19 protein-coding genes are annotated in these 18,293 nt (G+C 37.9%); 10 read left to right on the top strand and 9 right to left on the bottom strand.

What is annotated here, in order from left to right; genetic code table 11:
* Nucleotides 1-2 precede the first annotated feature (2 nt).
* The gene (locus M0G43_RS13045) at nucleotides 3-1,148 is read right to left on the bottom strand and encodes a glycosyltransferase (protein WP_248027044.1); all 1,146 of its coding nucleotides are present in this window, start codon (nucleotides 1,146-1,148) and stop codon (nucleotides 3-5) included.
* Between the two features lie 50 nt (nucleotides 1,149-1,198).
* Here M0G43_RS13045 and M0G43_RS13050 point away from each other — a divergent pair, with 50 nt between their 5' ends.
* Together M0G43_RS13050 and M0G43_RS13055 are read left to right on the top strand one after the other, a co-directional pair.
* Complete coding sequence (locus tag M0G43_RS13050; protein WP_248027046.1) at nucleotides 1,199-2,017, top strand: glycosyltransferase family A protein; 819 nt, start codon at nucleotides 1,199-1,201, stop codon at nucleotides 2,015-2,017.
* 4 nt (nucleotides 2,018-2,021) lie between these two features.
* The gene (locus M0G43_RS13055) at nucleotides 2,022-2,432 is read left to right on the top strand and encodes a sugar 3,4-ketoisomerase (protein ID WP_248027048.1); all 411 of its coding nucleotides are present in this window, start codon (nucleotides 2,022-2,024) and stop codon (nucleotides 2,430-2,432) included.
* Here M0G43_RS13055 and M0G43_RS13060 read toward each other — a convergent pair.
* Entirely contained in the window at nucleotides 2,415-3,353 is a 939-nt protein-coding gene (locus M0G43_RS13060; protein WP_248027051.1) for a glycosyltransferase family 2 protein, read from the bottom strand. The two genes, M0G43_RS13055 and M0G43_RS13060, sit on opposite strands and share 18 nt — an antisense overlap.
* 54 nt (nucleotides 3,354-3,407) lie before the next feature.
* On the opposite strand from M0G43_RS13060, the gene M0G43_RS13065 reads away from it, so the two are divergent.
* Both M0G43_RS13065 and M0G43_RS13070 read left to right on the top strand, forming a co-directional pair.
* Nucleotides 3,408-4,532: a hypothetical protein gene (locus M0G43_RS13065; RefSeq protein ID WP_248027053.1), complete on the top strand. Its 1,125-nt coding sequence runs from the start codon at nucleotides 3,408-3,410 to the stop codon at nucleotides 4,530-4,532.
* Nucleotides 4,533-4,536: 4 nt separating this feature from the next.
* Nucleotides 4,537-5,364 (top strand): 2OG-Fe(II) oxygenase, encoded by an 828-nt coding sequence (locus M0G43_RS13070; RefSeq protein ID WP_248027055.1) that lies wholly within the window; start codon nucleotides 4,537-4,539, stop codon nucleotides 5,362-5,364.
* Here M0G43_RS13070 and M0G43_RS13075 read toward each other — a convergent pair.
* Nucleotides 5,361-6,254 (bottom strand): hypothetical protein, encoded by an 894-nt coding sequence (locus tag M0G43_RS13075; RefSeq protein WP_248027057.1) that lies wholly within the window; start codon nucleotides 6,252-6,254, stop codon nucleotides 5,361-5,363. The two genes, M0G43_RS13070 and M0G43_RS13075, sit on opposite strands and share 4 nt — an antisense overlap.
* 104 nt (nucleotides 6,255-6,358) lie before the next feature.
* Here M0G43_RS13075 and M0G43_RS13080 point away from each other — a divergent pair, with 104 nt between their 5' ends.
* Nucleotides 6,359-7,957, top strand: coding sequence for a right-handed parallel beta-helix repeat-containing protein (locus M0G43_RS13080; RefSeq protein ID WP_248027058.1), 1,599 nt, complete (start codon nucleotides 6,359-6,361; stop codon nucleotides 7,955-7,957).
* A gap of 9 nt (nucleotides 7,958-7,966) precedes the next feature.
* On the opposite strand, the gene M0G43_RS13085 is transcribed toward M0G43_RS13080, so the two are convergent.
* Both M0G43_RS13085 and M0G43_RS13090 read right to left on the bottom strand, forming a co-directional pair.
* A complete protein-coding gene (locus tag M0G43_RS13085) occupies nucleotides 7,967-8,662 on the bottom strand; it encodes a cell division ATP-binding protein FtsE (protein ID WP_248027060.1) in 696 nt (231 codons plus the stop codon).
* A 136-nt stretch (nucleotides 8,663-8,798) separates the two neighbouring features.
* Nucleotides 8,799-9,401: a TetR/AcrR family transcriptional regulator gene (locus M0G43_RS13090; protein ID WP_248027062.1), complete on the bottom strand. Its 603-nt coding sequence runs from the start codon at nucleotides 9,399-9,401 to the stop codon at nucleotides 8,799-8,801.
* A 71-nt stretch (nucleotides 9,402-9,472) separates the two neighbouring features.
* On the opposite strand from M0G43_RS13090, the gene M0G43_RS13095 reads away from it, so the two are divergent.
* The 4 genes from M0G43_RS13095 (at nucleotide 9,473) to M0G43_RS13110 (ending at nucleotide 12,591) form a co-directional block, all read left to right on the top strand.
* On the top strand, nucleotides 9,473-9,907 hold the full coding sequence (locus tag M0G43_RS13095; protein WP_248027064.1) for a cupin domain-containing protein: 435 nt from the start codon (nucleotides 9,473-9,475) through the stop codon (nucleotides 9,905-9,907).
* A gap of 480 nt (nucleotides 9,908-10,387) precedes the next feature.
* Nucleotides 10,388-11,152 carry a T9SS type A sorting domain-containing protein gene (locus tag M0G43_RS13100; protein ID WP_248027066.1) on the top strand — a complete coding sequence of 255 codons (765 nt, stop codon included), beginning with the start codon at nucleotides 10,388-10,390 and terminating at the stop codon, nucleotides 11,150-11,152.
* Nucleotides 11,153-11,546: 394 nt separating this feature from the next.
* Nucleotides 11,547-11,948 carry a hypothetical protein gene (locus M0G43_RS13105; protein WP_248027068.1) on the top strand — a complete coding sequence of 134 codons (402 nt, stop codon included), beginning with the start codon at nucleotides 11,547-11,549 and terminating at the stop codon, nucleotides 11,946-11,948.
* 55 nt (nucleotides 11,949-12,003) lie between these two features.
* Nucleotides 12,004-12,591: a hypothetical protein gene (locus M0G43_RS13110; protein ID WP_248027070.1), complete on the top strand. Its 588-nt coding sequence runs from the start codon at nucleotides 12,004-12,006 to the stop codon at nucleotides 12,589-12,591.
* Between the two features lie 467 nt (nucleotides 12,592-13,058).
* Here the strand turns inward: M0G43_RS13110 and M0G43_RS13115 are convergent, their stop codons facing one another.
* Entirely contained in the window at nucleotides 13,059-13,379 is a 321-nt protein-coding gene (locus M0G43_RS13115; RefSeq protein WP_248027072.1) for a hypothetical protein, read from the bottom strand.
* Between the two features lie 805 nt (nucleotides 13,380-14,184).
* Between M0G43_RS13115 and M0G43_RS13120 the strand changes: the two genes are divergently transcribed.
* On the top strand, nucleotides 14,185-16,137 hold the full coding sequence (locus M0G43_RS13120) for a heavy metal translocating P-type ATPase (protein WP_248027074.1): 1,953 nt from the start codon (nucleotides 14,185-14,187) through the stop codon (nucleotides 16,135-16,137).
* On the opposite strand, the gene M0G43_RS13125 is transcribed toward M0G43_RS13120, so the two are convergent.
* The 3 genes from M0G43_RS13125 to M0G43_RS13135 form a co-directional block, all read right to left on the bottom strand.
* Complete coding sequence (locus M0G43_RS13125; RefSeq protein WP_248027076.1) at nucleotides 16,099-16,932, bottom strand: hypothetical protein; 834 nt, start codon at nucleotides 16,930-16,932, stop codon at nucleotides 16,099-16,101. The genes M0G43_RS13120 and M0G43_RS13125 overlap by 39 nt on opposite strands.
* Nucleotides 16,933-16,968: 36 nt before the next feature.
* Nucleotides 16,969-17,766, bottom strand: coding sequence for a TPM domain-containing protein (locus M0G43_RS13130; RefSeq protein WP_248027697.1), 798 nt, complete (start codon nucleotides 17,764-17,766; stop codon nucleotides 16,969-16,971).
* Nucleotides 17,767-17,850: 84 nt separating this feature from the next.
* The gene (locus tag M0G43_RS13135; protein WP_248027079.1) at nucleotides 17,851-18,288 is read right to left on the bottom strand and encodes a TPM domain-containing protein; all 438 of its coding nucleotides are present in this window, start codon (nucleotides 18,286-18,288) and stop codon (nucleotides 17,851-17,853) included.
* Nucleotides 18,289-18,293 lie beyond the last annotated feature (5 nt).

Genomic DNA, 18,293 nt, shown 5'->3' on the forward strand with positions numbered 1-18,293 from the left:
GTTTAGCGGTTTTCAGTCCAAGTGTCGATATATCTTTCAGCAATCCTCACATAATGATGCTCCTGTTCAATAAAAGCTCTAGCGTTTTTTGAAATTTCTGTGATTTTTTCAGGATTGAGAATCAGCCATTCCAATTTGTCAGCAATTTTTTTAGCATTAGGCAAAGCATTGATGGCAACCGTGTCTTCTTTCAAGCCATAATAGTCCAACCATTCTTTTTCGGCACCTGTAAATACCACCTTGCCCTTGGCCATGGCTTCAAGTGCGTTATAGCCTTGATCGTAAGCGTACACCTGATCCAATAATATATGGCAAGAATCATAAATCTTTATGTAATCATCATAAGGTAAACTTTCAGTTTTGATGATGTCAACTTTGTCATCAAATTTTTGCTTGATGATTTCCAAAGCTTCGTCAAAAATATCATTCCCTTTTTTGTAATAGTTATGTTTGTTGACACCATGGAAGATGATAATTTTATCTCCAAGCATAATTTCAGAGTACTTTAATGCATCCACATTCACAGGATTGGGAATCAGTCCAAGGTAATTATCTTTCCCAAGCATAGGAAGGTGATAATCCATGTCTGTCGCAATAGCGCCCTTAATGTGTTTCTTTAGAAAGTTATGAAGCTGTACATATGGTTTTGTGAGATATTTTAATGAATAATTGAATGTCTTTTTAGATACCTTTCCTTCAAAGTATGGCGTGAGATAGGAATACCTATATTTTTTCTCGTTTGCGTATGAAACTGTTGTATAATCATCACCACAACACAGTAAAAACATGCTCTTGTTTTGGTTTTTAAGTTGTTGAAGTAGTTCTATTTGCTTTTTAGGATGAATTGTCAAAGCATCCTCATTAATCAATTGCACCACATCATAATCCTTCAATTTGTGTAAGATTTTTTTGAAACGATGAGCAATTTCAAAATGGGCAATATCTTTTTTTGTGAATCTGAAAATAACTTTTCTGATAAGAAATGGAAGTCCTTTATTTAAAACAATACTATCTATATTGGCATCAACAGGAAAGTTTTTGAATTGGTCGCCAGAACCTACCAAAAAAACATCATGTCCCAAAGCGATTAAACCTTCTTTTAAAGAATTGTGAAGTCTACTAAACTCGCCAACCAAAAGTATTTTCATGCGTAATTTTATACATTTGTTCTTCAAATATAATTGTTTGGTCTCACATTATGACAAAACCAGAACCTAGGTTAGAAATCCTTATTGCAACGCTCAACAGAAGCTCTTTGGATTTTCTTGATGTCATGTTCCAAAATAATGATCTCTCCAAGCATTCCATTCTAATTGTCAATCAGACCACTGATGACTGCATTTTAAAATCTGACCAGTCTCATATTCGAGTGATAAATTCGTTTGAAAGGGGTTTGAGCAAGAGTCGAAATTTGGCTATTGATAATGCCATTGGAGATATTTGTTTATTGGCAGATGATGATGCTATTTATTTGAAGGATTTTGAAAAAATCATTTTGGAAAGTTATGATAATCAACCACAAGCTGATGTCATTACTTTTAAAACTCTAACCACAGAGAACAAACCATTTTATAAGTATCCGAAGAAATCTAAAAGTTTAGGGGCTTTCAGTGAGTATGTGCTTTCTATTGAAATCTCCTTCAAGAAAGATGCCATCAAGAACAGCAAAATTCGGTATGACGAACAATTCGGGCTTGGTGCTATGTTTCAAGATAGTGAGAACTATATCTTTTTAAAACAATTGCAGGACCATACAGACCTCAATCTATATTTCGTATCAGAATTTATAGTGATTCACAAACCATTTACATCAAGTGATGAAATAAATTCTGATCGATTTGTATTTGCCAGGAGTGCATTAAATTATAAATTTTACAAGCAAATAGCCTATTTTTGGTTAGTTAAATATTTGCTTTTTCTTTTAAGAAACAAGTATATCGGGTTTTCAGAAATTAGCACCAAATGGAAAGTAGGACTCAACGGAATTAAAACTTATAAAAAACTAAAGGCAAATTAGATTTATGCAAACAACGCTTCAAGACATAAAATTGGTTGACATTCCCAAAATCGAAGACCGTCGTGGCAATCTATCTGTCATTGAAAAGGATTGTGTGCCTTTTGATGTAAAGCGTGTATACTATTTGTACGATGTGCCAAGTGGTGCTTATCGAGGTGGCCATTCACATAAAAAGTTGGTGCAGTTTTTAATTGCATTGAGTGGTAGTTTTGAGGTAGTTTTGAAAGATGGAAAACATGTAGAAAGAGTTATGTTGAACAGACCTGACCAAGGTTTGTTGATTCCCACAGGAATTTGGAGAGAGCTTGAGAATTTTTCTTCAGGTGCTGTCTGCTTAGTATTGGCCTCGGAAGTATATGACGAAGAAGATTACATCCGCAACTTCAGGACGTTTAAGTCAACGAAACGAACTTAATTCAAATCCTTTTGATCGAAGAGTCTTTTTCAATTTTAGCAAACGGTTTAAAATTAATGGCGACATCTTTAATAACAACTGTTGCTTAACATTTAGATTCTGCTTATCGATACTGTCTCTTAAATCTCGAAATTGTTTCCTGTTTCCTTCAAGGCGATGCTGAATTGCCATGGCAAACCGATTCAAATCAAGATACTTTTTTAAGCTTCTATTGTTGATCTCTTCATTTTTAAACTTATCAAAATTCAAATGATTTCTCTCGTTTACACTAGATTTTGAAACCTGATTGTCAGCATCCATTTCGATGATTACACTTACTTCACTATTGAAAGAAACATCATAATTTAGCGCAATACGAATCCATAAGTCGATATCCTCACCTGAATTGTATAGTGTGTCAAATCCTTTCATACGATCAAAAATGTCCTTCGGAATCATTGCTGAAGAAGCAGATGCAATACAATTAATGGTACTTGATTCAAAAAAATCATCCACTTTACCTAACCAACCTTTTGTAGTAGGAATTTTATTGAATATGGATGGAATAATGTAACCTTTTGATCTGTGCTCATAAGCTGCTGCATATAAACCGCAATCAGGATATTGATCATAAATATTCTTTAAATTTTCAAGATGATTTGGTTTCCATTCATCATCTGCATCTAGGAATGCAATGAACCTTCCTTTAGCTAGTGCAGTTCCAAAATTTCTTGCATTTGACACGCCTTTGTTCTGAATGTCAACTATTTTAATTCTGTTATCCAATACCTGTCTAGCTTTGGTTCCGCTTTCATCAGTAGAGCCATCATTAATTACAATAACCTCATAATCATGAAATGTTTGATTCAATACACTTTCAAGTGTATTTTTGATATGTTTTTCTTTGTTATAAAGTGGTATGACTACAGAAAAAAATGTCATTCTTAATTTGCTATTAGATGTTCATTTATTCTTAATTGTGCTAACTTTGTTTTGATGAAGCTACAAAAGTTGCAAATTGTTTCTTTCGAGAACCCATATCCTCCAAATTACGGTGGAATTATAGATGTTTATTACAAAATAAAATATCTCTCTAAATTAAATATAGAAATTTATCTACATATATATACTCACGATCGCTTTGATATCTCAAAGCTTCAAACCTACTGTAAAAAGGTTTACACATACAAAAGGAATAAATCGATCATTAACTTTCTGTCTAAAAAACCTTATAGAGTAACTTCTCGCGTGTCCGACCAAATTTATAACAATTTACGACAAGTAGATGCGCCAATCATTTTTGAAGGTTTGCAGAGCACGGAAGTACTATTAAGTAATAAACCTCTGAACAAATTGATTGTGAGGGCTCATAATATCGAACATCTTTATTATTATGGCTTATCACAAAGCGCAAGTAATATATTCAAGAAATGGTTATATAAAGTTGAAGGATATAAATTCAAACATTATGAGAAATTGTTGCATTCTGTAAATGCGATTCTAGCGCTGTCAAAGAAGGAATACAACTATTTTTCAAATTATTATGATACTGATACGTATTATCTGCCTGTTTTTCATGGTAACCAAGAGATTTTGAGACTTGAAGGAAAAGGAGACTATGCATTATACCATGGTGACCTGACTACCGAAGATAATATTTCGTCCGCTAAAACTTTGATTTCGGTTTTTGCCAATCTACCTTATAAGTTTGTAATAGCAAGCTCTCAATTGCCAAGCGTATTACAGAAGGTAATTCAAAATCATAAAAATATAAGTTTTGAAGAGCTTGGGAACAATGAAGAAGATTTACTCAATTTAATAAGTAATGCTCATGTTAATGTATTATATTCTAATCAACCAACTGGCACTAAATTGAAGGTTTTCTATGCATTATATAACGGAAGATTTTGCGTCATAAATGACAATATAGTTGATGATGATGCCATACGGGCTCTGTGTGAAATTGCAAATACACAAGAAGAATTAGCACATAAAATTCATCAAGCTTTTGGTCAGGACTTCAACTACAGCCAAGAGAGAGATAAGGTTTTAAAAGAGTATTTGCCTTTAAATCAAGCAGAAAAACTTGTAAATATTCTCAACGAAATTATAAATAAATAATAGCATGGAGAACTTGACCACAAAAATGATTGCCCAGTATATTTATGATTCTATTTTGTTGAAGACAGAGGAATTAAGGAAAACATATAAGAAATCTGAACCCCAAATAGGCTATTTATACATTGACAACTTGCTTCCCGAAGATCTAGCATTAAAATGCCATGAAGTATTTCCTTCTCAATCAAAGATGAGGTGTCTTAAAAGTCTTCGTGAGTATAAATACGTTTCTGCACAAATGGATTCGCACGACCCTCTTTTGGAACAAGTTATTTATGCATTTCAAGATGAGAGGATTGTTAAGTTAATTGGGTCTATTTGTGGCATAGATAAGCTTTATGCAGATAAATCTTTATATGCTGGTGGCTTGTCATTAATGGCAAAGAATAATTTTTTACATCCACATTTAGACAATTCTCATGATGCAGAGAGGGAGAGGTGGCGTGTTTTAAACCTTTTATATTATGTCACTCCAGATTGGGAGAATAGTAATGGTGGTCATTTAGAATTATGGCCTAACGGTCCGAAAACGGAACCACTAGTTATCGAGAGTAAATTTAATCGTTTAGTTATAATGGCAACTCACGATAGGTCATGGCACTCAGTTAATGAAGTGAAAATAGATAGGAGCAGATGCTGTATTTCAAATTATTATTTTAGTGACGAGCCTTTAAAAAATACAGATCGTTTTCATGTTACTAAATTTAGAGGTAGGCCTGAAGATACTCTAACCAATATTATTCTGGATATCGATGCAAGCTTTCGCATGTTCGTGAGAAGGATTTTTAAAAAAGGAATTCGAAAAAACCCTCATATATACAAGAAGAAGGATTAATCGAACTGCTTTTTGTTGCCTTCAAAATCCAAATACGGATTGTCTAACACATATGCTTTTCTGTCACGAATTGTTTCAAATCGATGAGGATGGTCTAAAACATGAAGATAATATAATTGCTTAATCCAATGGGCATTTTTAAACAATCGTTCATTGATAAAGAATGTATGGTGACTTAATTCTCGATATTTCATCTCATTATTAAACTCATCAATAGCGAGTAATTCCCCACACTTCTTATTGTGATGAGGCATAAAAATGTCATCAAAATACACATATGTCAAAGGCAAGAAGTTTTTAGCATTCGTTTTAAAAAGATCTAAAACTTGAGTTGTTGAACTATAGTAATCGACATCTATTGATACAAAACCTATGGGAGCCTGCTCATTTAAGCTTTCTATAAATTTAGGAAGGCTGGTATCAATAGTTCCGAATATCAGCTTGGCTTTACCTTCGATACTACGCTTTAGTAATTCTTTGTTCATCGGGAAATCCCCAACATTATAGTATTCTGGGTGATCTCTATAGTCCACCGGCTCCGGCATACCTTCACCAGTATCAAAACCATAAATGTCAATCTCAACTCCAGTGGCTTTGGTTACTTTATTGGCAATTTCAATCATGTTCATCAGACCTGCCCCATTGGCGACACCAAACTCTAGGATGGAAACTCGGCTAAACCCTTGTTCTTTAGCACGATCTGCCGCAGATAATATCGCAAAGGCTTGTTGTGGCCGCAACACTAGGTCATAGTCAACTTTTTTTCGAAAAGATCCAAAAAGAAATACGAAAAATGAAATAACATTAAGATGTATTGGTTCAGAAAAACGTTCTCTGTATAACTTGCGCCATATTCTTCCCTCTGATAACCTTTTCAGTAAATAAGCCATTAATTATATTAAATTTATCCAAATCTAATTAATAATTTAGATTTTGAAGATATAACATATTCGCAAATCATCCATCATGGCACATTAATTGAATAGTCTCTAAAATGAAACAACATTTACTTCATATTTTCTTTGGACTCTTGAGCGTTTGGTCGTTTGCACAAAACGAATTTCATGTCACTACAAATGGAAAACCCTCAGGTAATGGAACGCTTCAAAATCCATGGGACTTACAAACAGCATTAAGCCAAAAACCGGAGGTCATCAATGGAGATGATACCATTTGGCTTCATGGAGGTATCTATAACGGACGATTTTTAAGCACCATCAAAAGCACTAAGGAAGGAAAATTTATAACAGTGGCACCTTACCAGCAACAAAAGGTTACGCTTAATGGAAATGCAGAGTCCACAAATCCTGCTGTACTGAACGTAAGAGGTGGTCAAGTCATTTTTCGGGATTTTGAAATCACATGGTTGGGCTCGTTTTCCAGAGATGAAAAGGATATAAACTTCAAGGTGGGTGGAGGTATCAATCATACTTCGGGAGAAGATTGTAGATTTTATAATCTTGTCATCCATAACAATCCTGGTCTTGGTATTGGTTCTTGGAAGCAAACTGGCGGCACTATTATAGAGAATTGCTTTATTTATCACAACGGTTATGTTGCTAAAGATGGAAAGGGCAGAGGAGAAGGAATGTACGTGCAAAATGCAAGTGATAAAACCAGAATTATTAGAAACAATATCATTTTCGGTAATTATTACAAGGCCGTAGAAGTATGGTCGGCTGGACGAAATGCAACTTTTGATTTCGTAAAAAATATCATCCTTCAAGATAATATCATTTTTAACAGCGGCTTGCCTACAGGAAATTATTATGATAATATCATTATAGCTACTGATGATAGAAATGGAACGAACAGGGCTAAAAACATTCAAGTCTTAAACAATGTATTGTACCATAATACAGATTATTTGGCCAATCAGGTAAATGGGGATGGACCTTCATTAACACTAGGTTATGTGGATAATTCGCCAGTGGAAGATATTATGGTTAAAGACAATTTCATTTTAGGGCGCAATAATGCCCTGCGATTATTGCATGTCAATTCAATGACCTTTACGGGAAACAAAATCTATGGTGGTTATGTGTTTCTAAATGCCAATGAAATGCAATACACCAAAAATTGGAAGATGGACAATAACCATTATTACTCAAAAAAAGCAACGCCGTTTAGAGTTAATAATGACAAAAATTACAAACTTCAAGATTGGAATAAGACCTTTGATCTTGATAATAAAAGCAAATGGAATAAACACAGTGAGTTTGATCTACAACCTGTGTTAATTCTCAAAGAACGCTCACAGCAACCTAATAGTTTTAACCTTGCGCTTTTTGATAAAGAAGGAAAAGAGGTGATGGTTGATTTCAGCAAGTATCATATTTTAAAAGGCAGCTCGTATCGTATTTATGATGTAGAAAATAGAACAGAAGTGCTCGCTTCTGGCGTTTTGGGAGAGGATAAAAAAATCAAGGTAGCTATGGATAATGTAAAGTTCGTTAAACCTTTGCATAACGACAAAGCAGAAAAAACCCTTTCCAATTTTGGTGCATACATTATTGAATTTGAAACCAACAGTACAAGTTCAGTTGTAGAGTTAAGCGCTTTTGAGAGATTTCTAAAATGGCTTGGTTTTTAGAGGAAATTTTTAGTTTTGAGCCGATGCTTTCCGCTGCACCACCTCAAAAACTTTGTTTTCATCACACTTCAATGTTTTGCTGGGATAGCGAAGTAACAATGCATAATCATGAGTAGCCATTAGAATGGTATTGCCATTTTTGTTGATTTCCTGCAACACTTCCATCACTTCAATACTTGTTTGAGGGTCTAGATTTCCCGTAGGCTCATCGGCGAGAATCAATTCTGGATCATTCAGCAAGGCTCTGGCTATGGCAATACGTTGCTGTTCTCCACCCGAAAGTTCATGCGGAAATTTAAAACCTTTGGTCTTCATTGCAACCTTATCTAGCACTTTCTCAATGCGCTCCTGTATCTTGTTTTTGTCGCTCCAGCCAGTGGCTTTCAATACAAACTCAAGGTTGCTGTTGACGGTTCTGTCCGGTAGCAATTTAAAATCCTGAAATACAATTCCCAACTTTCGTCTTAAAAATGGAATGTCTTTTTCCTTTAGTGTACGTAAATCAAAATCTACGATATGACCTTCACCTTCGGTAAGTTCGAGATCGCCATAAAGCGTTTTCATAAAACTACTTTTTCCGCTTCCGGTTTTACCAATAAGATAGACAAAATCACCCTTTTTCATTTCAAAGTTGACATCGCTCAACACCATGCTATCGCCTTGAAAAATGGAGACATTTTTTAATTCTAAAACCGTATCAGACATTCTATGAGAATTATTATAATTGAGAACGTAAATGTATTGCTTTATCTATCAAAAATCAAATTTGAATCTCTCAATAACTAACTTGCTAAAAATAGTCGATTTTCTCTGCAATAGAATTATTTAAAATCCTGTCGGTTTACTTTCTATAACTATCTTCAAAAGTCAAACCTTTAAGTATAAGCTGCATACCCCATTTTAAAAGCGCTTGAGATTGCTCATTGTCTAATCCACAGACATCTTTGGTAACTATGATGGGTTCAATGCCCATAAGTACCGTCAATAAATTTTGTAGTTTCTTCTGTTCTTTTTTGGGTAGGAGGGTATTGGTTAAAACCATTTGCAGCGTTTTATTACGTCTTGCGCCTCTTTTGCCTTGCTGATTCCCAGAAGATAAAGTGGTACTCAAATAGTGTCTAAAGGCATTTTCATAATCAAGGGCAAGCCTATTGTAATAGTGCTGAACACCCATAAGTTGATCCTCTAGATCAAAATGATTGAATTCTTCATATATAGATTCTGGACTTCTAGTCTTAATGTTCAACCCGGCTTCTGCAATCAACGTCTCAACGTTGGAATAATAGCGATATACAGTGGCTCTAGACATACCAGACTTTGTAGCAACATCTTCAAGTGTAAATTTGTCACCTTGGTTAATTAAGTCTTGTGCAGCTATCAAAATACTTTCCCTTGTTTCTATCTTTTGTTTGGTTCTCCCTTTTCGTAGATATTCATTTTTCATAAGACAAATATCTTATAAAATTTGTAATTCTCAAAAAATCATGATACTTTTATGAGATAAAAATCTTATAAATGAAAACAACTACAACCAAATGGGTACTCGGACATAAAGTGACTCCCTTTGACACCACAGGAGATTATGATTTAATGATGGCGGAAACTCCACCCAATGTTCCAGGCCCACCGCCTCATTTGCATCACTCCTACAAAGAGGTGTTTTTGATCGTTGAAGGCGAGATGGAATTTATGGTAAATGGCGAAACTAAAATCTATAAAGCTGGAGAATCGGTTGAGGTATTGCCAAATACACTTCATACCTTTTCAAACATTTCCAACCAGCCTTGCAAATGGGTGAACATTCATAGCCCAAAGGGTTTTAGAGATTTTTTTGAGACCACTGGTATTCCTGTAGATGAATCTGATGCCCAGCAAAGATCAGTAGCGCCCGAGATGATACAAAAGGTGATTCAAACGGCTGCAAATTATGATATGCACATTAAAATTTAAAATAAGAAGGAAGCCATTCTTTGGATGATACTTCACCTTAAAATACTGATAGATGCATCTTCATTCACTCTATGAAAGTAAATCATTTTTAGTTTTACTACTGCTGTAGGGCTGTTTGTTTTAAAAATGGAAATGATTAACAGGTCAATGAATTTTTTCCAGATTCAATAATTGCACCTGTAGACTTTCAAAAATCTTCAAATTTCAGTTTACAATCGAGCACTCATTTTCTACAGATTTTACAATTAGTTTCAAAAACGATGGATGACTAATCCTTCAATGACACATTCATAATTTTTCCCTGCCGGAACTATCATAATATTGATTTTTGGTATGCATTAATTCAAATTATGTAATTTTTCATTTGCAACTACCCGTCGTATAAAATAACACTTGCAAGAATCAGGCAAATAATCTACATTAGATTTGTGTAAACCACTACATGCCAGTATTTTATTAACCCAATTAAACGATTTTTGTATGAAAGTAAAACTACTCTTTTTAGTCTTTTTAACAGTAACTATTGGTTATTCTCAAGAATTACTGATTGTAGATCTGTCGACCCAAAACCGGGTAACGGTTACGGCCACAACTGGCACAGCCGCTGCGTCAGCCGCGGGTAATGATACTACAGGTTTTTATTTAGAGAACTTTTTTGCCAATGCCGGTACACAAACCTTGGCAGAAGTGCTTGTATCTGGTAACCTCACTACTGCAAGTACCTCTTCAGATAATTCTCCAGACCTCTATCGTGGTGGCACTGGCGGCACTGACCCAGGGCTAAACATTTGGAGCTATACCAATGATGCCACCTCGCCATTCACAGCAGGGCAATTGGCATTTACCGGACAGGGCACATGGACACTTTCTGCTGCGGAGTATACGGCATTTTTGACTGCTCCAGCAAGTGGCAATATTTATTTCCCGGCAGATACCGTAGATGACCTCGCTACTGCCACCCTTATCGGTACCTATAGTGTTGCCTTCCCGTTAAGCATTGAAGAGTCAGCATTGGGAGCTTTCAGTTACCACCCCAATCCTGTAAGAGATGTTTTGAATATCAATTCGCAGAAAATGATTGCGCAAGTAGATATCTATAACATACTTGGTCAGAACTTAACTGTGCAACCAGTCAATGCACTCAATGCCGCTTTAGATACTGCCTATCTTGCTTCTGGTACCTATGTGTTTAGAGCGCATTTTCAAGATGGCACTAGCACCACCATGCAAATTGCCAAACGTTAACAGTACAACATTTGAGTGGATTTCAAATGAAGTATTAAAAACTAAAAGAGATAACTCTCTGATGACAATCCCCACTTTTGTGGGGATTTTTTACATCCCCACAAAAGTGGGGATTTCTTTGTCACCCTGACGCAAGAAAGGGTCACATAACAGTGAGCACGAAGAATCGATCATCATGTGATGTCTCCTAACGTCGACATGACAAATCAAACCCCAAAAACTCTCCTCCTAACAAGGAGGAGTGTCTTCTGTTTCAGCAAAGAAACAGAAGATGAGGCGGTTTCTTCAACATCAACCATACAAATAATCCCATCAATAAATTAAATCACTACATTAGCAATCACGTGTCTGTTTGTATAAATCTCAAATTGAATTAATTAAAAACATACTAAAAATGAAAAAGCTACTCTTAATCCCTGTCCTTTTCTTAAGCTTTATAATGGTATCTTGTTCTTCAGATGACGATTCTGGAGGTAACAGCAATTCCACTGTAAAATTTGAAGCCATTGTTTCACAGAACAGAGATTCACAGATTGTCACCCTTATAGATTCTTCATCCGATACTGCGACAAACCCTACATTTCCATTTACAAAAGTGTATTCAGATGTTTCCATCACTTCAGGAAAAACACTGCAAATAAACTTTCTCGATATGACCAACGTACCTGTCGGTGCTACTTTTTCTTATACAGTCCAACTGAAAATAACCATAGGAAATAATGAGGTCAAATCTCAAACATTTAATGTCAACGAAACAACCACCGCACCTATTTCAATCAATTATGTCGTGCCTTAAGGCATAGTTCATTTTCATTAAACAAATGCGCTGTCAGTAATTAAAAACCAAATACATGAACTTTTTCAAAAAACTATTTTCAGGAAAAAAAGAAGAGCCTCAAAAGGCGAATGATAACCATGATAGAACGTCCTTTGATGGCATAGCTACAATAGAGTATTTCAATAAACGCTATAAAGAAGAGAAAATAGACAGTGATATGTTAGATGGTGCATTGAAAATGATTGAAAGCTATTTCATTGACAATAAAATTACAAGAAAAGTAAAAGAGCCCATCAATCACCCAATAAATCTAGACCAAACAGTAGACGACGGTTTTGGTTTCTCTCTATACTGTAAAGCGTTTAACCTTGAAGATACTCACGCCTTGATGTTCCTTGCATTGAGCTTTAATGATTTTATGATCAAAAATTACGGGTTCAAACTATATAATGATTCTGAACCAGAATTTCCCTTAAGAACAATGACATTAAAATATGACAATGAAGGCGCAAAATTATCCTTATACCCCATTGAATATGCTTCCAAAGTATTAGCTTATGAGTCAAGCTTTGAAGAGTTGCACAAACGTGTTGCAAGTGTCCTAAAAAGTATGCCCACAGCCCATCAGGTTATCAATAAATTAAAAGGCGAACAAGAGTAAAGTACGATGTAGTTCAATTACTTATGTAATTTTTCACTATTACTTACCCTGCTATCACTCGTTTGAAACGAGGGCCTAAACTGCTTGTATTAATCCCCCCGCTAGCGCGCGATTGCATCGCGTGTCCACACAGCCACATCTGATAGCGCCTATTTATAACCAGATAGCGTAGATGTGCAATACCCCGCTCTGGGAAGTCTCCCGACTTCGCAATATCAATTTAAGATTCACAACTCTTCCCTAAAATCCTCACTCTTCAATATCTATCGGCTTCGAAGCAACACCAACGTTTTGCACAATTATGAATAGAGAAAAACTTTTAGATAACTTTCCATTCGAAAAACACGCAAAGAGCGTGATAAAAAGATGGAACAAAAGTCTGAAATATGTCTATTTCAAAAGAGCTTAGGGTGGCCACGCAAACGCCGGAGACGAATTTGGAATTTGGAATTTGTGATTTATGAGTTTTACTTTAAAATTAGAAAAATAACAACTACTGATAATACAATTGAAAACGCCCCCATGCAAATACCCGCAAGCGCCATCCGATAATTGCTTTCCGCTTTTTGGATGAGTGAAATATTCTGTTGCGCCATTTGCTGGATAAGTTCAGCTTGCTTCAATTCGTTCTTTTCAAGAACTTCTATCCGTCTCAATAAACTTGCAGGATCAAGGCTGGGATCTATTTCGGTTTTTTCCTTCTGTTTTTTGTTTGAGGAAAGTATACGTCCTGCCGTTTCGGCCAAAGAAATTGCGTGCGGTATCAACTGTGCCCAAGGTATTGCCATTTTTATAATTTTAAGTAATAATGAGTCGTCCTAGAATAGGTTGACAGTTTTTCATTATGTACAAAATTAGGTGTTTTATAATTAAGGCTCAAATGTGGTCTTTTGTTGTTATACGTTCTTATCGACCCCGATATCGCGGATATGCAATCCGTGACCAACTTTATCATAATCCCGCACCACACATCTAGCCGCAAGCTTTCAAATAATTTTGTAACAAACCCCCAATCCCCACGTCCAATAGATATAAGCAAAACACAACAACAATGCGCAATACCCTAAAAACCCTAAAGCAAAAATTCAGACGCTTCTATCAATGCGAGGTAAAAACCTTCAATAAAATTCTCGGCATAAAATAGCAAAACAACGTACGTCAAACCTCATGCCGCCAAAGGCGGCAAAGTCCAATCGGCAGTATAAGAAGTTCAAAGCGTTAAAAATCTTTGAAGCCTTGGAGAAGATTTAGCTTTGAACTTCTGGTTTTACTCGAAGAGTAAAAATACCTCTCGATTGGAAAGGTCTTTTTTGGTTCGTTTTTTGGACCAGCAAAAAATGAACGTAAAGAGTTGTTTCGTTTTTTGCATCAAGAACTGCACAGCACATCATAAGCTTCACTAACAAAATAAAATAGGCGAATAAAAAAGTTTAATATCAACAAGGGCACCTCCATCAGCACCCAAAATATTCACATAATCGGCATCAAAACCATTTACCAACAAAGTTGGCATTACAGTCAAAAAATACCCGAGTTAAGGCAATGTGATTCTTTTTCTATAACTTTCTTGCATACTAGCACCTCAACAGTAGCATGAAAAAAAAGAAACTCCCACTCAAAGACTTAAAACCCAACGACCATTCAGGGCACAGCCATGACGATGGGCACGATCATGGGGGCTCACCATCTAGTTTCAAGACCTACATCCCTGCCATGATCAGCTTTGTGATGCTGCTATTGGGCATTGCCTTTGATACCATGGAGCTGTCGTTTTTTAAAGATCCGGTTAGGCTCATTTGGTACAGCATTGCCTATCTGCCCGTGGGGTTTCCGGTGCTTAAGGAAGGTTGGGAAAGCATCACCAAAGGCGATGTGTTTACGGAGTTCTTTTTGATGTCCATCGCTACCATGGGTGCTTTTGCCATTGGCGAATATCCAGAAGGGGTGGCAGTGATGCTGTTTTATGCGGTGGGCGAACTCTTTCAAAATGCAGCGGTCAATAAAGCCAAAGGCAACATCAAAGCCTTATTGGATGTAAGGCCCAAAGAAGCCAATGTGCTCCGCGATGGCGACTATCAGAGTGTAAGCCCAGAAACGGTGAAGATAGGAGAGACCATCCAAATACGCGTTGGTGAAAAAATTCCCTTGGATGGCACCTTGCTTTCGGAAAAAGCCTCTTTGAATACGGCAGCGCTTACAGGAGAGAGCAAACCCGACACCGTGAGCAAGGATGCCAAAGTCTATGCTGGAAGTATCAATTTGGACAGTGTCATTGAGGTGAAGGTCACCAACGAATTTGAAGACAGTTCCATTGCCAGGATATTGCATTTGGTACAGAATGCCACTGCCCGCAAATCAAAAACCGAACTGTTCATCAGAAAGTTTGCAAGGATTTACACGCCTATTGTGGTCTTTCTTGCCATTGGCGTCATGTTGCTGCCGTATCTGTTTGTAGACAACTACGTGTTTAGAGACTGGTTGTACCGCGCCTTGATTTTCTTGGTGATTTCGTGTCCCTGTGCGCTGGTCATTTCGATTCCACTTGGTTATTTTGGTGGACTTGGAGCTGCTTCAAAACATGGCATTCTCTTTAAGGGGGCCTCTTTTCTCGATGCCATCACGAAAGTGAATACCTTGGTGATGGACAAAACCGGAACGGTCACCAAAGGGGTGTTCAAGATAAAGAACATCAAGACTTTCGATTGGGATGAACAAAACTTTATGGCCTATCTCATGGCTATGGAAGAGCAATCTACACATCCCATTGCCAAGGCAATCATGCAGTATCAGACCGAGACAAGTACGATAAAAGCAACCGATGTTTCGGAAGTGGCGGGCAAAGGTTTGAAGGGCGTCGTTAATGGTAAAACTGTGCTGGTGGGTAACAAAGCATTGATGACATCGAATGGCATTGAGGTTCCTACAGAAACCGATACCATTGTAGAATCTATAGTGATGGTCGCCATTGACCAGAAGTTTGCAGGCTATGTGGTGATTGCTGATGAATTGAAGGAAGATGCCAAGCACACCATAGCGAGTTTACATAAGGTGGGAATCAAACGTGTGATGATGCTTTCGGGCGATAAAGACTCCATTACGCAGCAGGTCGCCAAAGATTTAAAGATCGAAACAGCAAAGGGAGGTCTCTTGCCAGAAGATAAATTGAAAGAAGTTGAAGCTCTAAAGAAAAACCCAGAACATAAGATTGCCTTTATTGGTGATGGTATCAATGATGCGCCTGTATTGGCAGCCAGTCATGTAGGAATTGCCATGGGTGGATTGGGTAGTGATGTCGCCATAGAAACAGCAGATGTCATCATACAAACGGACCAACCTTCAAAAGTTGTGAAGGCCATCCACATAGGGCGTTCCACCAGAAGCATTGTATGGCAAAACATCATTCTAGCGTTTGGGGTGAAAGTGATTGTGCTGATTCTTGGCGCCGGAGGACTTGCCACAATGTGGGAAGCCGTGTTTGCCGATGTGGGCGTCGCCTTTCTTGCCATTTTAAATGCCATCCGACTTCAAAAAATGACATGGGATTAATAATGTTCTAAAGAATGAGGAGTCAGAATTGGTAACTGCGGAGTCAGAATAGCTAAGTGCGGAGTTAAAAAAGTCAACTGCGGAGTTAGAATTAGTAAGTGCGGAGTCAGAATTAGTAAGTGCGGAGTTAGAAAAGTTAACTGCGGAGTCAGAATAGTCAACTGCGGAGTCAGAAAAGTCAAGTGCGGAGTCGGAATTGGTAACTGCGGAGTCAGAATTAGTAAGTGCGGAGTCAGAATTGGTAAGTGCGGAGTTAGAAAAGTCAACTGCGGAGTTAAAAAAGTCAAGTGCGGAGTTAGAAAAGTGAAGTGCGGAGTTAAAAAAGTCAACTGCGGAGTCAGAAATGTCAACTGCGGAGTCGGAATTGGTAAGTGCGGAGTTAAAAAAGCCAAGTGCGAAGTCAGAAAAGTGAAGTGCGGAGTTAAAAAAGTCAAGTGCGGAGTTAAAAAAGTCAACTGCGGAGTCAGAAAAGTCAAGTGCGGAGTTAAAAAAGTCAAGTGCGGAGTTAAAAAAGTCAACTGCGGAGTCAGAATTAGCAACTGCGGAGTCAGAATACGCAAGTGCGGAGTTAGAATTAGTAAGTGCGGAGTCAGAATTAGCAAGTGCGGAGTCAAAAAAGTCAAGTGCGGAGTCAGAAAAGTGAACTGCGGAATCAGAATTAGCAAGTGCAGAGTCGGAATAGCTAAGTGCGTAGTTAAAAAAGTAAAGTGCGGAGTCAGAATAGCCTTCCGCAATTACCAAATTCAAAACAAAATACAATAACAACCCAAAACCACTGCCAACTGCCACTGCCAACTGCTCACTTTTTCACCACCCGACGGTCCAGTAAAACTACCACCCCCCAGAAGCGCCGCCGCCACCAAAGCCACCGCCGCCAAAACCACCTCCGAAGCCGCCGCCACCGCCAAAGCCGCCACCAGAGCTGCCTCCAAAGCCGCCCGAGCTGCCACCAAAACCGCCACGGCCCAGGTTGCTCAAGATAATGGCATCCAAAACACTCATACCACCACCAGAGCCACGACCACCATTGCGGCCACCGCCTTTGCTGCCTTTCGAAATGGCAATAACGATAAAGATAAAAATGATAAAGAGTAAGAACACAAGCCCAATAGGGATACCAGCAGGCATATCGTTTTGGCGAGTGCCTTGATATTCGCCCATCATCACCTCAAAGATGGCATCAGCCCCACGGTTGAGTCCGCCATAATAGTCGTTTTGCTTAAAGTAGGGGATGATGTCGCGCTCAATGATGCGTTTGCTCATCGCATCGGTCAGCAAATGTTCGGTACCATAACCCGTATTGATGGCAATGCGTCGGTCATCGCGCGCCAAAAGAATCAAGATACCATTGTCCTTATCAGCTTGCCCGATGCCCCATTTTTCGCCCCACTGTGCACCAAGGTAATTGATGTTTTCACCTTGAGTAGAGCCAATGATGGCAATCACGATTTGCGTAGAGGTGGTATCAGAATACTTAATCAGCTTTTGCTCCAGCGTATTTTTTTCGGTGTCAGACAGCAAATGGTAATAGTCATACACACTCGTTTGATCTGATGTCTTGCTGGGCTTCTCCGGGATCTTAAACTGCGAAAACCCAAGCTGTACGCAGCCCACCAGCAGCACTGCCATAAAAAGAAAGCGTTGAAAAACGCCTCTTTTTACTAGTTCTTTACTGTTACTGCCTACTGAATACTGAATACTGTTCACTGGTTGTTATCCTTTAGAAATATCGTCTGGTAGTTCGTTTTTATCGCCAGCATCCCACGGAAAATAGGTTTCCAACTCTTTGCCAGCCTTCAAGATACCATCAACAAGACCTTGTTTAAAATGCCCACGTTTAAAGTGCCCTTGCATAATGTTTTTGGTGCTTTCCCAAAAATCATCGTCCACCACATTGTTGATGCCTTCATCGCCAAAAATCACAAAGTTGCGGTCTTCCACTGCCACATAAATGAGCACACCGTTTTGTTGTTTGGTGTTATCCATTTTCAGCATATGAAACACTTCAAGAGCGCGCTCATACACATCAATGTTCGATGTTTTTTCGATATGAACACGTATCTCGCCCGAGGTGTTTTTTTCCGCAGTGCGAATGGCGGCAATAATCTGCTGCTCTTCGTCAGCGGTTAAAAAGTCTTCTATCTTGGACATTTCGT

It is taken from the genome of Subsaxibacter sp. CAU 1640, from assembly GCF_023156585.1.
Classification (GTDB): domain Bacteria; phylum Bacteroidota; class Bacteroidia; order Flavobacteriales; family Flavobacteriaceae; genus JBPOFM01.

Coding starts and splice junctions, on each gene's coding strand:
- M0G43_RS13060 (WP_248027051.1), bottom strand. CDS start 3,353: ATGACATTTTTTTCTGTAGTCATACCACTTTATAACAAAGAAAAACAT.
- M0G43_RS13050 (WP_248027046.1), top strand. CDS start 1,199: ATGACAAAACCAGAACCTAGGTTAGAAATCCTTATTGCAACGCTCAAC.
- M0G43_RS13055 (WP_248027048.1), top strand. CDS start 2,022: ATGCAAACAACGCTTCAAGACATAAAATTGGTTGACATTCCCAAAATC.
- M0G43_RS13095 (WP_248027064.1), top strand. CDS start 9,473: ATGAAAACAACTACAACCAAATGGGTACTCGGACATAAAGTGACTCCC.
- M0G43_RS13045 (WP_248027044.1), bottom strand. CDS start 1,148: ATGAAAATACTTTTGGTTGGCGAGTTTAGTAGACTTCACAATTCTTTA.
- M0G43_RS13080 (WP_248027058.1), top strand. CDS start 6,359: ATGAAACAACATTTACTTCATATTTTCTTTGGACTCTTGAGCGTTTGG.
- M0G43_RS13070 (WP_248027055.1), top strand. CDS start 4,537: ATGGAGAACTTGACCACAAAAATGATTGCCCAGTATATTTATGATTCT.
- M0G43_RS13130 (WP_248027697.1), bottom strand. CDS start 17,766: ATGGCAGTGCTGCTGGTGGGCTGCGTACAGCTTGGGTTTTCGCAGTTT.
- M0G43_RS13090 (WP_248027062.1), bottom strand. CDS start 9,401: ATGAAAAATGAATATCTACGAAAAGGGAGAACCAAACAAAAGATAGAA.
- M0G43_RS13110 (WP_248027070.1), top strand. CDS start 12,004: ATGAACTTTTTCAAAAAACTATTTTCAGGAAAAAAAGAAGAGCCTCAA.
- M0G43_RS13105 (WP_248027068.1), top strand. CDS start 11,547: ATGAAAAAGCTACTCTTAATCCCTGTCCTTTTCTTAAGCTTTATAATG.
- M0G43_RS13075 (WP_248027057.1), bottom strand. CDS start 6,254: ATGGCTTATTTACTGAAAAGGTTATCAGAGGGAAGAATATGGCGCAAG.
- M0G43_RS13120 (WP_248027074.1), top strand. CDS start 14,185: ATGAAAAAAAAGAAACTCCCACTCAAAGACTTAAAACCCAACGACCAT.
- M0G43_RS13085 (WP_248027060.1), bottom strand. CDS start 8,662: ATGTCTGATACGGTTTTAGAATTAAAAAATGTCTCCATTTTTCAAGGC.
- M0G43_RS13135 (WP_248027079.1), bottom strand. CDS start 18,288: ATGTCCAAGATAGAAGACTTTTTAACCGCTGACGAAGAGCAGCAGATT.
- M0G43_RS13065 (WP_248027053.1), top strand. CDS start 3,408: ATGAAGCTACAAAAGTTGCAAATTGTTTCTTTCGAGAACCCATATCCT.
- M0G43_RS13115 (WP_248027072.1), bottom strand. CDS start 13,379: ATGGCAATACCTTGGGCACAGTTGATACCGCACGCAATTTCTTTGGCC.
- M0G43_RS13100 (WP_248027066.1), top strand. CDS start 10,388: ATGAAAGTAAAACTACTCTTTTTAGTCTTTTTAACAGTAACTATTGGT.